The sequence below is a fragment of the Pseudomonas azadiae genome (assembly GCF_019145355.1).
In the GTDB taxonomy this organism is placed as follows: domain Bacteria; phylum Pseudomonadota; class Gammaproteobacteria; order Pseudomonadales; family Pseudomonadaceae; genus Aquipseudomonas; species Aquipseudomonas azadiae.
This window is the reverse complement of the sequence record NZ_JAHSTY010000001.1, coordinates 60,564-74,406: the sequence shown is the minus strand read 5'-3', so window position 1 is coordinate 74,406 and position 13,843 is coordinate 60,564. Positions and strand designations below refer to the sequence as shown.

Genomic DNA, 13,843 nt, shown 5'->3' with positions numbered 1-13,843 from the left:
GCCTTCTCTGTCACGCGAGGTGTGGAAAACGGCTCACAAATTTTGAAAATAATTCAGGCGCGTGCCTGGACCGTCACCCAGTAGCGGGTAAAGCGTCGTACCTTGACCGGCAAGCTCACTTCCAGCAGCTCGAGAATGCGCTCGCTGTCGTCCAGCGGGTAGCTGCCGGAGATCAGCAGGTCGGCCACCTGTGGGTCGCAGTTGAGCTGACCACGGCGATAACGCCCGAGTTCGCCGAGGAAATCTTCCAGGCGCATGTGGGCCGCAACCAGCATGCCGTCGGCCCAGGCGCCGCTGTTGGTGTCGGTGGGGCGCGGGGTGTCCCAGCCTCTGCGGGTGACGTTGACCTGGTGCGAGGCCTGAACGGTCAGCGGCAGGCCGCTGTAGGTGTTGGGCATCACGTCGACGCGCCCACCTAACACCGCCAGTTGCGTGTGATCGCTGAACTGCCGCACGTTCAAGCGCGCCGCCTGGCTGGTGAGCAGGCCCTGGCCGGTCAGCACCTGCAGCGGTGCGTTGCCGGCGGCGCCGGTCAACAGGATCTCACCTTCAAGCAGGCGGACCAGGCGCTGCTGGCCGTCGAAATGCACGTCCACCGCACTGCCGGTGTTGAGCTGCAACTGGCTGCCGTCGGCCAGTTGCACCTTGCGTCGCTGGCCGACCGGGCTGCGGTAATCGGCGCTCAGTGGTGGCAATAGCTGTTGCTGGCGCAGGCTCCAGGCGGCGGCCGAGCCGGCACCCAGGATCAACAGCAGTTTCAGGGCCTGGCGCCGGCTGGTGGACGTCGGCGCGTTCAGTGCCGCGTGGGCGAGCGGGGAGGGCATGCCGCGCAGGCGCTGGTTGACGCGCTGCATGTGGTCCCAGGCGCGCTGGTGGTCGCTGTGGGCGTTCAACCAATGCTGCCAGGCCGCCTGCTGGCGCGGGTTGAGGGCGCCTTGCTGCATTTCCATCAGCCAGTGCACGGCTTGTTCGGCGACTTGAGTAGAAAAATTCATAGCGCGAAATAGCAGCGCATGGCCGCTTTGTTCAGGTGGCGTTTGACGGTGGCGATGGAAATGCCCAATTCAGCGCCAATCTGCGCGTAGGTCAGGCCATCGAGTTGAGCCAACAGGAAGGCACGCTTGACCTGGACCGGCAGGCCGTCGAGCAGTTGATCCAGTTCGAACAGGGTTTGCAGGATGATTGCGCGTTCTTCTTCCGATGGCGCCACGTGTTCGGGCATTTGCGCCAAGGCATCTAGGTAGGCGCGCTCCAGGTCCTGGCGACGATAAAAATTGAACAGCACGCGCTTGGCAACGGTGGTGAGAAACGCGCGGGGCTCGATCAGCGTTGGCGTTTCCCGTGCGGTGAGCACGCGCAGGAAGGTGTCCTGCGCCAGGTCGGCTGCACTCTGCGGGCAGCCAAGCTTGCGTCGCAACCAGCCGGTGAGCCAGTGGTGATGGTCGTTGTACAGAACTTCGACAGTGTTGGACGGGCTCAACTGGAACGCTCCGCTGGCATCGGCATGCTTTAGAGAACAAGAATTGTTCTCATTGTAGGGGGCGTGAAGAGCTTCGGCAATCCTGTCATGGGTATATCTGCGCACGCTCTGAGGTTTACGAATCTCCTTGTGGCGAGCGGGCTTGTCCCGCGTTGGGCTGCGAAGCAGCCCCAAAACCAGCCTCTGCGGAGTGTCTGAAACACCGCATTCTGCTTTTACTGGGGCCGCTTCAGCCCAACGCGGGACAAGCCCGTTCGCCACAGGAGAATTCGCCAGCCTTTGAAAGTGTGTAGAGACCTATGGCAATTGCGCATCGCATAACCTGGCGCAGGTGATTCATCCGTTCTGTTTTGCTTATGAGAATATTTATCATTAATATTGTGGGCTGATGAACCTGGCGCCTCCCGCATGAAAAGCAAAACCTTGCCTGTCTCCTATCGCCTCGCCGTCACCTCGCGCGTGCTGGCTGCCGTCATCGGCGGTTACCTGATGGCTTCCCTGGCCAGTATCTGCCTGGCGCTGTGGCTGCCCACTTCACGCGCCGACGCCGTGATCACCGGGATGATGAGTTCATTCGTGTTCTATCTATTGGCCGTGCTCTGGTGTTTCGCCTGCCGCAGCGCCGCACGCGCCTGGTTCGGTGTGATGCTGCCGAGCGCGGCATTTGCCACGCTGGCGGGGCTGGGTTTTTGGATGGCACGCACATGAAAGAGGGCTTTCGTCAGGCCATGGCCTGGCTGCACACCTGGGCTGGGTTGATCTTCGGCTGGCTGCTGTTCGCGATTTTCCTGACGGGCACCCTGGCCTATTTCAAGGATGAAATCAGCCACTGGATGCAGCCGGAAGTGCAGGCCCATCCCCTGGACGATGCGCGCAGCCTGACCGTCGCCCAAACCTATTTGCAGCAGGTGGCACCCACGGCCGCGCGTTGGTTTATCACCCTGCCGGACAGCCGCGACCCCGGCCTGTCGGTGATGTGGCAAGACAAGGTCGACCCCGGCAAGCGCGGCAACTTCGTCCGCAAAACCCTCGACCCGGTTACCGGCCAGGCCGTGGAGGCCCGTGAAAGCATGGGCGGCGAATTTTTCTACCGTTTCCACTTCCAACTGCAAATGCCGCATCCCTGGGGTCGCTGGCTGTCGACCATCGCCGCGATGATGATGTTTGTCGCGTTGATCAGCGGGATCATCACCCATAAGAAAATCTTCAAGGACTTCTTCACCTTCCGCCCGCGCAAAGGCCAGCGTTCATGGCTCGACGGGCATAACGCGGTGGGCGTGCTGGTGCTGCCGTTTCACCTGATGATCACCTACAGCAGCCTGGTGATTTTCATGAGCATGGTGATGCCGGCGCCGATCCTGGCCTCCTATGGCAACGACACCCGCGCCTTCTTCAGCGAGGTGTTCCCGGCCACCGACAATGCGCCGGCGCTCGGGCAGCCTGGGCAGTTGAAGCCGCTGGTGCCGATGTATGAGCAGGCGCGGGCGCACTGGGCGGGCGGACACGTCGGGCGGCTGGCGGTGAACAACCCAAGTGATGTGAACGCCTCGGTCAATGTGTTCCGCGCCGGTTCCGACAGCGTGGTGCACGACTTCGGCACTACGGTGTCCTTCAACGGCCATACGGGCGAATTGCTGCGAGTCAGTGGCGAGCCGTCGTTGCCGGCGGTGATCGGCGGCAGTTTCTACGGGTTGCATATGGGCCATTTCGCCGGCCCGGTGTTGCGCTGGTTGTACTTTATCTGCGGCCTGGCGGGCACGGCGATGATCGGCACCGGGCTGGTGATCTGGCTCGGCAAACGCCAGCTCAAGCACGTTAAAACCACGGCGATGCCATTTGAGTTGCGGTTGGTGCAAGTGCTGAATATCGCCAGCATGTCCGGGCTGATGATCGCCATTGCGGCGTTTTTCTGGGCCAACCGTTTGTTGCCGGTGAGCTTCGCCGAACGGTCTGGTTGGGAAGTGCAAAGTTTCTTTATCGCCTGGGGCCTGAGCCTGCTGCACGCGATGCTGCGGCGCGGCCGCCAGGCTTGGGTCGAGCAATTGAGCATCGGCGCGCTGCTGTTTATCGCCATCCCGCTGCTCAATGCGCTGACCACCTCGCATCACTTGGGTGTTTCGCTGGCGAGCGGCGACTGGGCCATGGCCGGCTTCGACCTGACCTGCCTGGCCAGCGGCGTGTTCCTCGCCTGGGCTGCCTGGAAGATGCAGCATCGCACCGCGCCGCAAGCCAAGGCTGAACGCGCACGCCCGTTGACGCTCGAGCAGGGGGTGAACTGAATGCTCCTCGCATTGCTGATGTGTTACGCCGGCTTCGTGGCACTGTGCCTGTCTACCGACCGTCACCATGGCGAACTGCTGCACAGCAAACCGTCGCCGCGTCGGCGCCTGGGCTTGCGTGTGCTGGGAGGGTTGCTGCTGACCGTGGCGATCTGGCCGGCAGTCGCCGTTGCCGGTTGGGGCCAGGGCTTGGTGCAGTGGTGCGCCGTATTGATGCTCAGCGTATTGCTGCTGGTGCTGCTGCTGCCGTATCGGCCAAGGCTGGCGTTGATCCTGGCGGGCGTCGGCCTGCTGGTCAGTCCGGTTGCGGCCTTCGCCACTCTCTGAACCGACCGATGATGATCAGCCCCCCACCCGACTCCCAGGACGGCCAGCACGCTGAGGCGGCAGGTGGGCGTGCGCATTTTTTGCAGGTGTTCCTGTCCCAGCGTTCGCAGATGGAAGCTCTGGTGAACCGCCGCGTGGGTTGCCGCGCCACGGCGGCCGACTTGGTGCAGGATTTGTTCCTGCGCTTCTGGCGCCGGCCGTTGGTGCAGGTCGAAGAGCTCAGCACCTACCTGTTGCGTTGCGCCGGTAATATCGCCATCGACCACCTGCGCAGCGAAGGCGCACGTGCACGCGGTAGCGAGGGCTGGCTGCCTGAACAACAGGACAATCAGGGCTGCGAACCCCAGGCGGCACTCGAAGCCGGCAATGATCTGCGCCACGTCGAGGCCGCACTGCGCAGCTTGCCGGAACGCACGCGGCAGATCTTCCTGCTCAACCGTATCCATGGCCGCAAGTACGCAGAGATCGCCAAGGCCATGGGCCTGTCCCAAAGCGCGGTGGAAAAACATATGATGCGCGCCCTCGAAGCCTGCAAAGCCAGCCTTCGCGAGCCATCGACCCCACGCACGCCAGGGAACGCACCGTGAACGTCACCCCCACGCCCGACCAGGAACACGCCGCACTGGCCTGGCTGAGCCGGCTGCATGACCAACCCAGCAGCGCCGACCAAGCCACTTTCAGCCGCTGGCTGCGGGCGGACCCTGCGCATGTCGAGGCTTATTCGCGGGCCCAGGTGCTGTGGGAGCTGAGCGAAGTGCCAGCGCGAACACTGGCGGACGAGGAGGCGGTTGCGCTGCAGGGCTACCTCAAGGCGATGAACACATCGAAGCGCTCACGGACGCTGCGTTGGTCCGGCGCGCTGGCGATGGCGGCCTGCCTGATGCTGATGATCGCCACGGGCGCCGGCTGGCAGCCGTCGCGTTGGTTCGATGACCTTGGCGCCGATTACGTGACGGCGCCGGGGGAGGTCAAGACTGTCACGCTGGCCGACCAATCCCAGGTCACCCTCGATGCCGACAGCGCCATTGCCGTCAACTTCAGCCAGGGTGAGCGGCATATCCAACTGCGTCGTGGCGCCGGCTTTTTCAGCGTGGCCCACACCGGTGAGCCCTTCGTCGTAGAGGCTGGCAGCGGCGAAGCGCGGGTGTTGGGGACGCAATTCGAGGTGCGACTGCAACCGGCGGGCGCGCAGGTAACGGTGCTCTCCGGGCGGGTTGGCGTGAAGCCATCCAGCCAGGGGCAGCAGCGAATTCTTGCAGCAGGACAGCAAGTGGCTTACGCAGACGGCGTCGCCGACCCGCTGCACGCGGTCGACAGCGAAGCCCGCCTGGCCTGGCGCGATGGCTGGCTCAACTACTACAAGGCGCCCCTGGCCGACGTGCTCAAGGACCTTGAACGTTACTACCCGGGTCGCATCCTGTTGCTCAACGGCGAGTTGGGCGCCCGGCGCGTCAGCGGCAGCTTCCCGAGCAAGGACCCGCGGGCGGTGCTCAATGCCTTGCAGGCTGTGCTGGGGTTCGAGCAGCACAGCGTACTGGGCCGGATGATTGTGCTGCGCTGATTACTCCAGCGCTGCCATGATCTTCTCGGGGCTGTAGTCGCGGATCAAAGTGCCGTTGACCGCCACGAATGGAATCCCGCCACCGCCCAACGCCTCATACGCCTTGCGCGCCTGGGCATCCTTCTCGATATCGAACACTTCGTAGGGGATGCCCTTCTGGTCGAGGAAGCGGCGGATCTGCTTGCAGTAGCCGCACCACTCGGTGGCATACAGCGTCACCCGCGCTGAAGCGCGGATCTGCTGCGAAACCACCTGCGACGGGTTGAACACCCGCTCGATCTTGCCCCAGTTCTGGATCACCACCACGACCAGCAACACCAGCAGGACTTTCTTGAAAACCCCGCCAAGCATCAGTTACGGCGCTTGAGCTGGTCGGTCAGTTGGGTTGGCAGGCCCTTGATGATCAAGGTGCCGGCAGCTTCGTCGTACTCGATCTTGTCGCCCAGCAGGTGCGCTTCAAAGCTGATGGACAAACCCTCGGCGCGGCCGGTGAAGCGGCGGAACTGGTTGAGCGTGCGTTTATCCGCCGGAATCTCCGGCGACAGGCCGTAATCCTTGTTGCGGATATGGTCGTAGAACGCTTTGGGCCGATCTTCATCGATCAAGCCCGACAGTTCTTCCAGACCCATGGGCTCGCCGAGCTTGGCCTGGCTGCTGGCGTAGTCCACCAGGGTCTTGGTTTTTTCGCGGGCGGATTCATCGGGCAGGTCTTCGCTCTCGACGAAGTCACTGAAGGCCTTGAGCAGGGTGCGGGTCTCGCCCGGGCCGTCGACGCCTTCCTGGCAGCCGATGAAGTCACGGAAGTACTCCGAGACTTTCTTGCCGTTCTTGCCTTTGATAAATGAGATGTACTGCTTGGACTGCTTGTTGTTCTGCCACTCGGAGACGTTGATGCGCGCCGCCAGGTGCAACTGGCCCAGGTCCAGGTGGCGCGACGGGGTCACGTCCAGCTCGTCGGTCACCGCCACGCCTTCGCTGTGGTGCAGCAGGGCAATGGCCAAATAATCGGTCATGCCTTGCTGATAGTGGGCAAACAGCACGTGGCCGCCGACGGAGAGGTTGGATTCTTCCATCAGCTTCTGCAGGTGTTCCACGGCCGTGCGGCTGAAGGTGGTGAAATCCTGCCCGCCGTCGAAATACTCCTTCAACCAGCCGCTGAACGGGTGCGCGCCGGACTCGGCATGGAAGAAACCCCAGGCCTTGCCTTGTTTGGCGTTATAGCTCTCGTTGAGGTCGGCAAGCATGTTCTCGATGGCGGCCGACTCGGCAAGCTCGGAGTCGCGGGCATGGAGAACTGCGGGTGTGCCGTCGGGTTTTTTGTCGATCAGGTGGACGATGCAATGACGGATCGGCATAGGCTTCTCGGCTGGTTGAAGGGGAGCGGTGAGCCTCCCCAAAAAGTCGCCCAGTGTACCGCACCCATTGGCCAAGACACGCTTGGAAGGCGGTTTAGGCAGCAGTCCGACGGGCGATATGTCTTTTTTTCACGGTTTTGAGCGATAAAGCTGACCAAATGGGTAGGTAGAGGCGGATATTTCCCCGTCTCTGTGCTAGTTTTGCGCGGTCTTACGCCAAGTCTCGGCGATAAGCGTGCATTCAGCATCTGTCAGGTCGAACCAATCCCCGTTTCAAGCATCTATAACCCCGATCTCCGTGGTTATAGCCGGGGGTGCCAGGCCTTGACGGTCGGGCTCGATGGCTGACACTGCACTCTGCAATCCATATGAATTTGATAGGGAAGGAACACCACAATGGCTATTACTAAAGACCAACTGATCGCTGACCTGGCTGAAGCAGTAGACGCACCGAAAACCACCGTGCGCGCTCTGCTGGACCAACTGAGCCAAGTTGTTGCTGATCAGCTGGAAAACGGCGGCGAAATCACTTTGCCAGGCGTTGGCAAACTGAAAGTGACCGAGCGTCCTGCCCGTACTGGCCGTAACCCTTCGACTGGCGCTGCCATCGAAATCGCTGCCAAGAAAGTTATCAAGCTGGTTGTGGCCAAAGGCCTGACCGACGCTGTTAACAAGTAAGACGCAGCAAAAAAAACCGTGCTCCGGAGCAATCCGGGCACGGTTTTTTGTTGCCTGCGATTTTACGTCTTACCGTAGGAGCGAGCTTGCTCGCGAAGAACGTTAACGATAACGCGGTCATCCTGGATGTACGTGGTGCCTATGAGATCTTCGCGAGCAAGCTCGCTCCTAGAAGGTGAGCGGAGGATGATATTACTTGCTTTAAAAAGCAGCACTCTAATCAGAATAATAATAGAGATTTTTATTTCTTAATGGTCGACTGAACTGTTATTTCTAACAGTAGAGAGTTTAATTTTCTGTGTGGTAGTTTCTAATTTGAGTGAAGAGCAATCATCAGCCTAAATGAAGGAACTAGTGAGATGAATAAGTACCGTTTGGCAAGCTTGGTTGGGGCTTTTTTACTGGCGGCAAATGCATGGGCGGCTGGGGAAAGTCCTGTAGAGAACACGCAGAGCGGTCAGTCCGCAGGAACCATTATTGTAGAGTCGGCAGGTACCAGTGCGTTTTATGTAAGTGATACCGATGCCTCTGTGGGTTATGCGAGCCCAGTCAATATTGGCGTTGCAGGGGGCTCTCTTAGAGAGGGTAAAAAACTCGGTATTTATAATCGGGGTTCAAAGGATATAGTGATTGGCACCAATAATACCAATCTGACTTCTCCGCTGACTCTTGCACCCAAACACAGCGTTGTGTTTGTTGTCACGTCGAAGGTATGGGTCTCTACAGGTGTAAAAGCTGATGAAGCGCCTGGCACGCCGGGGACCGGTCAGGTGAATGTTCCACCTGTGTCTAATTAGTTGCTGCAAAAAGCAGATGGCGTCGACGAAGAAATCACTTTGCCAAGCGTTGGTATACTGAAAATGACTGACCGACGCTGTCAATAAGTAAGACGCAGTAAAAAACCGTGCTTCGGAGCAATCCGAGCACGGTTTTTTGTTGCATGCGATTTATCAGTCGCGTACCCAGCGTTGGCGCCAGATCTGCTGTTCATTCTTGGTTTGAAAGGTCCAGGCTACAAAGCGGCTTTGTTTCTGCCCCTGGGACATTTCCACCACTTGGCTTTCCAGCACGCCGGCTTTTTTCAAGGCGGTCTCGATTGCTGGCAAGTTCGACGCTTTTGACACCAAGGTGCTGAACCACAATACCTTATGAGCAAAATTCGCGCTCTCGGCGATCAACTGCGTCACAAAGCGCGCTTCACCACCTGGGCACCACAACTCGGCCGATTGGCCACCAAAGTTCAGCACCGGCAACTTGCGCTTGGGATCAGCCTTGCCCAACGCACGCCACTTGCGCTCGCTGCCCTTGGTGGCTTCTTCCATGGACGCATGGAACGGCGGATTGCACATGGTCAGGTCAAAGCGCTCACCCGGTTCAAGCAGGCCCAGCAGGATGTGCTTGGGATTGCTTTGCAGGCGCAGTTGGATGACCTTGCTCAGGTCGTTGGACTGCACGATGGCCTTGGCGGCGGCCACGGCGGTGGGGTCGACCTCCGAGCCGAGGAAGTTCCAGCGGTACTCCATGTAGCCAATCAGCGGGTAGACGCAGTTGGCGCCCATGCCGATGTCCAGCACCTTGACGATCGACCCGCGCGGGATCTTGCCTTCGTTGGTGCTGGCCAGCAGGTCGGCGAGGAAGTGCACATAGTCGGCACGGCCTGGCACCGGCGGGCACAGGTAATCGGCCGGGATGTCCCAATGCTGGATGCCATAGAACGACTTGAGCAACGCCCGGTTGAACACCCGCACCGCATCGGGGCTGGCGAAGTCGATGCTTTCCTTGCCGTAGGGGTTGATGATCACGAATTGCGCCAGTTCCGGCGTGGTCTTGATCAGCGCCGGGAAGTCGTAACGGCCTGTGTGGCGGTTGCGCGGGTGCAGGGTGGCCTCTTTGCGCGGTGCGACGGGTTTGGCCGTGGCTGCGGTCTTAGGCTTCTTGCGCGGAGGTTTTGGCGTAGTGGGGGCGGTCATGTTGATTCTGGTGTTGGCTCAAAGTGGTGGGCATTGTCACACATTCTGAGCCCAACTCACTTAACTGTGGGAGCTGGCTTGCTCGCGAAAGCGTTGGGTCAGTCACTGACTGTGTATCTGATACACCGCTTTCGCGAGCAAGCCCGCTCCCACACTGACCGTGTTGCCAGCAGGAAATCGGGACTATCCAGCGAAAAAAAGAGACCCGAAGGTCTCTTTTTCTACACGGCTTACACCTTACAGGCTGGAAATCCGCGCATGTTGCTCCGCCAGCTTGCCCAGGGCCTGTTCAGCCTCGGCCAATTTGGCGCGTTCTTTGTCGATCACCTCAGCCGGTGCCTTGTCGACGAATGCCGCGTTGGACAACTTGCCGCCCACCCGCTGCACTTCGCCTTGCAGGCGCGCAATTTCTTTATCGAGACGGGCCAGTTCCGCGCCCTTGTCGATCAGGCCGGCCATCGGCACCAGCACTTCCATGTCGCCGACCAGAGCGGTGGCCGACAGCGGTGCCTCGGCGCCAGCAGCCAATACGGTGATCGACTCCAGCTTCGCCAGCTTCTTGAGCAGCGCGTCGTTCTCAGTAAGACGGCGCTGATCTTCGGTACTGGCATTCTTCACAAACACCGCCAACGGTTTGCCCGGCCCGATGTTCATCTCGGCGCGGATGTTGCGTGTGCCGAGCATCAGGGTCTTGAGCCATTCGATATCGCTTTCGGCGGCCTCGTCGATGCGTGCTTCATTGGCCACCGGCCAAGGTTGAAGCATGATGGTCTTGCCTTCGATACCGGCCAGCGGCGCCAGGCGCTGCCAGATTTCTTCGGTGATGAACGGCATGAACGGGTGCGCCAGGCGCAGCGCCACTTCAAGCACGCGCACCAGGGTGCGGCGGGTGCCGCGCTGGCGTTCGACCGGTGCGTTTTCGTCCCACAGCACCGGCTTGGACAGTTCCAGGTACCAGTCGCAATACTGGTTCCAGATGAACTCGTACAAGGCCTGTGCGGCCAGGTCGAAACGGAACTGGTCGAGCTGGCGGGTCACTTCGGCTTCGGTGCGCTGCAGTTGCGAGATGATCCAGCGGTCGGCCAGGCTCAGTTCGAAGGCCTCGCCGTTCTGGCCGCAGTCCTCGCCCTTGTCCAGCACGTAGCGCGCGGCGTTCCAGATCTTGTTGCAGAAGTTGCGATAGCCTTCGACGCGGCCCATGTCGAACTTGATGTCGCGGCCGGTGGACGCCAGCGAGCAGAAGGTAAAGCGCAGGGCGTCGGTGCCGTAGCTGGCGATACCGTCGGCGAACTCGTCGCGGGTCTGCTTCTCGATCTTTTTCGCCATTTTCGGCTGCATCATGCCCGAGGTGCGCTTTTGTACCAGCGCTTCGAGTTCGATGCCGTCGATGATGTCCAGTGGGTCCAGGACGTTGCCTTTGGACTTGGACATCTTCTGGCCTTGCCCGTCACGCACCAAGCCGTGAACGTAGACGGTCTTGAACGGCACCTGCGGCGTACCGTCGTCGTTTTTCACCAAGTGCATGGTCAGCATGATCATCCGGGCAACCCAGAAGAAAATGATGTCGAAGCCGGTGACCAATACGTCGGTCGGGTGGAATTTTTCGAGGAACGCGGTTTTTTCCGGCCAGCCCAGGGTAGAGAAGGTCCACAGCCCGGCGCTGAACCAGGTGTCGAGTACATCGTTGTCCTGGTTCAAGACCAAGTCGGCCGGCAGGTTGTGCTTGGCACGTACCTCAGCTTCATCGCGGCCTACATACACCTTGCCCGATTCGTCGTACCAGGCCGGAATGCGGTGGCCCCACCACAGCTGACGGCTGATGCACCAATCCTGGATGTCACGCATCCAGGAGAAGTACATGTTTTCGTACTGTTTAGGCACGAACGCGATGCGGCCGTCTTCAACGGCGGCAATGGCTGGTTCAGCCAAAGGCTTGGTGGACACGTACCACTGGTCGGTCAGCCACGGTTCGATCACGGTGCCGGAACGGTCGCCCTTCGGCACTTTCAAACCGTGGTCGTCGACGCTGACCAGCAAGCCGGCGGCGTCGAAGGCGGCAACGATCTGCTTGCGCGCTTCAAAACGGTCAAGGCCTGCGTATTCGGCCGGGATCTTGCCGTCGATGCTGTCGTTCAGCGTGCCGTCCAGGTTGAACACCTGACAGGCCGGCAATACGGCGGCGTTCTTGTCGAAGATGTTCAGCAGCGGCAGATTGTGGCGCTTGCCGACTTCGTAGTCGTTGAAATCGTGGGCCGGGGTGATTTTCACGCAGCCGGTGCCGAACGCAGGGTCGCAGTAGTCGTCTGCGATGATCGGGATGTGGCGGCCAACCAGCGGCAGCTCGACGAACTTGCCGATCAGCGCCTGGTAGCGCTCGTCGTTCGGGTTAACCGCCACGGCGGCGTCGCCGAGCATGGTTTCCGGGCGGGTGGTGGCGACAATCAGGTAGTCGTGGCCTTCAGCGGTCTTGACGCCGTCGGCCAGCGGGTACTTGAGGTTCCACAGGAAGCCTTTCTCGTCGTGGTTTTCCACTTCAAGGTCGGAAATCGCCGTGTGCAACTTGGTGTCCCAGTTGACCAGGCGCTTGCCGCGGTAGATCAGGCCGTCTTCATGCAGGCGCACGAAGGCTTCTTTCACGGCTTCCGACAGGCCGTCGTCCATGGTGAAGCGCTCGCGGCTCCAATCGACCGACGAGCCCAGGCGACGGATCTGACGGCTGATATTGCCGCCGGACTGGTCTTTCCATTCCCAGATTTTTTCCAGGAATTTCTCGCGACCCAGGTCATGGCGGTTCTGGCCGGTCGCTTCGAGTTGGCGCTCCACCAGCATCTGTGTGGCGATACCGGCGTGGTCGGTGCCCGGCTGCCACAGGGTGTCGCGACCCTGCATGCGGCGGAAACGGATCAACGCATCCATGATCGCATTGTTGAAGCCATGGCCCATGTGCAGGCTGCCGGTGACGTTCGGCGGCGGGATCATGATGGTGTAGGGATCGCCCGCGCCTTGCGGGGCGAAATAATTCTCGGATTCCCAGGTGTTGTACCAGGAAGTTTCGATAGCGTGCGGCTGGTAGGTCTTATCCATGCGCGGCGGGACCCTATTGGCATTTATTCAGGAAAGCCGGCAAGTATAACGGGGGATGGGGGAGAGGGCGAGTTGAAGACGGGTTCGAGCTGTATGCAAACCATTGTGGGAGCTGGCTTGCCTGCGATAGCGGTATGTCAGTCAACCTCTTCAGTGACTGTTATGCCGCCATCGCAGGCAAGCCAGCTCCCACAGGAATCCATGCAGGCTTCAGGACTGATACTGGCTGAGCAACCGCTCCATCCGCGCATCCATTCGCCGTTTGATCTCGGTCTCGATATGCGGGGCAAAGTCGTCGATCACGTCCTGCATGATCAATTTCGCGGCGGCGCGCAGTTCGGCGTCCAGATGCAGCAGCAGGGCGTCCTGGGTTTTTCCGGCGGCAGGCGGTTCGGCCGGCGTGGGAGCAGGCTTGCCGTCGGACATTTCCAGCAACATGGGAATCTGTACCACTTCATTAACCAACTCGGTCAGAAGTGGCGGCTGCAAGCCATCATCCCCCAGCAACTGCCGGATCGACTCGAGGTCGTCCAGCAGGTGGTCGTCTTTTTTCAGCGGGTTGGGAGTGTCCATCATGTGCTCAAAGTCGTTGTAGCCGGTGATCTTGCAGAGGATAGCCCTGTTCGCGGTAGAAACGGAAACTCTCCCGCGCGGCCTGACGAATAGCCGGATCTTCCACCACCACTTCCGCCACGCGGGCGAAGCCCTTGGCAAATGGCGGTACTTTCAGGTCCAGGTTGACCAGCAGGTCATGGTGATCGCCGCAACTGTCGCCCAAACCCAGTACCACCAGGCCTTCCGGTTCCGACTCGGCAGGGCCGTGGGGCACGAAGCTTTCGCCCTTGAAGCGCCACAGGCGGGCATCAAGTTCGTCGCGCTGGGCGGCATCGCTGCAATGCAGGTAGATGCGGTGGCCCATGCGCCAGGCTTTTTCGGTGAGCTTGCAGGCGAAGTCCAGGCGCGCGAGCGGGTCGGCGCTGGGCAATATATAGAAGTCGACTTGGGTCATTGCGGTTCCTGAGACCGGGACGGTGCGGTGACCGTCCCGGAATGTGTAGGAGCGAGCTTGCTCGCGAAAAACGCAAGGTCGCCGCGATCAACCTGGTTTC

At 60.5% G+C, this 13,843-nt stretch carries 15 protein-coding genes; 7 read left to right on the top strand and 8 right to left on the bottom strand.

The window, feature by feature from the left end:
* Positions 1 to 53: 53 nt before the first annotated feature.
* Positions 54 to 995 carry a FecR domain-containing protein gene (locus tag KVG91_RS00295; RefSeq protein WP_169378437.1) on the bottom strand — a complete coding sequence of 314 codons (942 nt, stop codon included), beginning with the start codon at positions 993 to 995 and terminating at the stop codon, positions 54 to 56.
* Positions 992 to 1,480, bottom strand: coding sequence for a sigma-70 family RNA polymerase sigma factor (locus KVG91_RS00290; RefSeq protein ID WP_169378436.1), 489 nt, complete (start codon positions 1,478 to 1,480; stop codon positions 992 to 994). Before KVG91_RS00290 ends, KVG91_RS00295 begins: the two co-directional genes overlap by 4 nt.
* Positions 1,481 to 1,888: 408 nt before the next feature.
* On the opposite strand from KVG91_RS00290, the gene KVG91_RS00285 reads away from it, so the two are divergent.
* The 5 genes from KVG91_RS00285 to KVG91_RS00265 are packed head-to-tail and all read left to right on the top strand — an operon-like array spanning position 1,889 to position 5,647.
* Positions 1,889 to 2,188, top strand: coding sequence for a DUF3649 domain-containing protein (locus KVG91_RS00285; protein ID WP_169378435.1), 300 nt, complete (start codon positions 1,889 to 1,891; stop codon positions 2,186 to 2,188).
* Positions 2,185 to 3,759 (top strand): PepSY-associated TM helix domain-containing protein, encoded by a 1,575-nt coding sequence (locus tag KVG91_RS00280; protein WP_169378434.1) that lies wholly within the window; start codon positions 2,185 to 2,187, stop codon positions 3,757 to 3,759. The genes KVG91_RS00285 and KVG91_RS00280 overlap by 4 nt, the downstream gene beginning before the upstream one ends.
* Complete coding sequence (locus KVG91_RS00275; protein WP_169378433.1) at positions 3,760 to 4,086, top strand: DUF3325 domain-containing protein; 327 nt, start codon at positions 3,760 to 3,762, stop codon at positions 4,084 to 4,086.
* 8 nt (positions 4,087 to 4,094) lie between these two features.
* On the top strand, positions 4,095 to 4,673 hold the full coding sequence (locus tag KVG91_RS00270; protein WP_169378432.1) for an RNA polymerase sigma factor: 579 nt from the start codon (positions 4,095 to 4,097) through the stop codon (positions 4,671 to 4,673).
* Entirely contained in the window at positions 4,670 to 5,647 is a 978-nt protein-coding gene (locus KVG91_RS00265) for a FecR family protein (RefSeq protein ID WP_169378431.1), read from the top strand. The genes KVG91_RS00270 and KVG91_RS00265 overlap by 4 nt, the downstream gene beginning before the upstream one ends.
* Here KVG91_RS00265 and KVG91_RS00260 read toward each other — a convergent pair whose 3' ends face one another.
* Positions 5,648 to 5,998, bottom strand: a complete 351-nt coding sequence (locus tag KVG91_RS00260; protein ID WP_169378430.1) for a glutaredoxin family protein — start codon at positions 5,996 to 5,998, stop codon at positions 5,648 to 5,650. It lies immediately after the preceding gene.
* Positions 5,998 to 7,002, bottom strand: coding sequence for a nucleoid-associated protein YejK (yejK, locus tag KVG91_RS00255; RefSeq protein WP_076951318.1), 1,005 nt, complete (start codon positions 7,000 to 7,002; stop codon positions 5,998 to 6,000). Before yejK ends, KVG91_RS00260 begins: the two co-directional genes overlap by 1 nt.
* A 396-nt stretch (positions 7,003 to 7,398) precedes the next feature.
* On the opposite strand from yejK, the gene KVG91_RS00250 reads away from it, so the two are divergent.
* A complete protein-coding gene (locus tag KVG91_RS00250) occupies positions 7,399 to 7,680 on the top strand; it encodes an HU family DNA-binding protein (RefSeq protein ID WP_003188840.1) in 282 nt (93 codons plus the stop codon).
* Between the two features lie 359 nt (positions 7,681 to 8,039).
* On the top strand, positions 8,040 to 8,477 hold the full coding sequence (locus KVG91_RS00245) for a hypothetical protein (protein WP_169378429.1): 438 nt from the start codon (positions 8,040 to 8,042) through the stop codon (positions 8,475 to 8,477).
* 153 nt (positions 8,478 to 8,630) lie between these two features.
* Here KVG91_RS00245 and rlmF read toward each other — a convergent pair whose 3' ends face one another.
* The 4 genes from rlmF to KVG91_RS00225 form a co-directional block, all read right to left on the bottom strand.
* On the bottom strand, positions 8,631 to 9,650 hold the full coding sequence (gene rlmF / locus KVG91_RS00240) for a 23S rRNA (adenine(1618)-N(6))-methyltransferase RlmF (RefSeq protein ID WP_169378428.1): 1,020 nt from the start codon (positions 9,648 to 9,650) through the stop codon (positions 8,631 to 8,633).
* Positions 9,651 to 9,887: 237 nt separating this feature from the next.
* Entirely contained in the window at positions 9,888 to 12,734 is a 2,847-nt protein-coding gene (locus KVG91_RS00235; RefSeq protein WP_169378427.1) for a valine--tRNA ligase, read from the bottom strand.
* 210 nt (positions 12,735 to 12,944) lie between these two features.
* Positions 12,945 to 13,307, bottom strand: a complete 363-nt coding sequence (locus tag KVG91_RS00230) for a DNA polymerase III subunit chi (RefSeq protein WP_169378446.1) — start codon at positions 13,305 to 13,307, stop codon at positions 12,945 to 12,947.
* A 7-nt stretch (positions 13,308 to 13,314) separates the two neighbouring features.
* Complete coding sequence (locus KVG91_RS00225; protein ID WP_169378426.1) at positions 13,315 to 13,743, bottom strand: DNA polymerase III subunit chi; 429 nt, start codon at positions 13,741 to 13,743, stop codon at positions 13,315 to 13,317.
* Between the last annotated feature and the right edge of the window lie 100 nt (positions 13,744 to 13,843).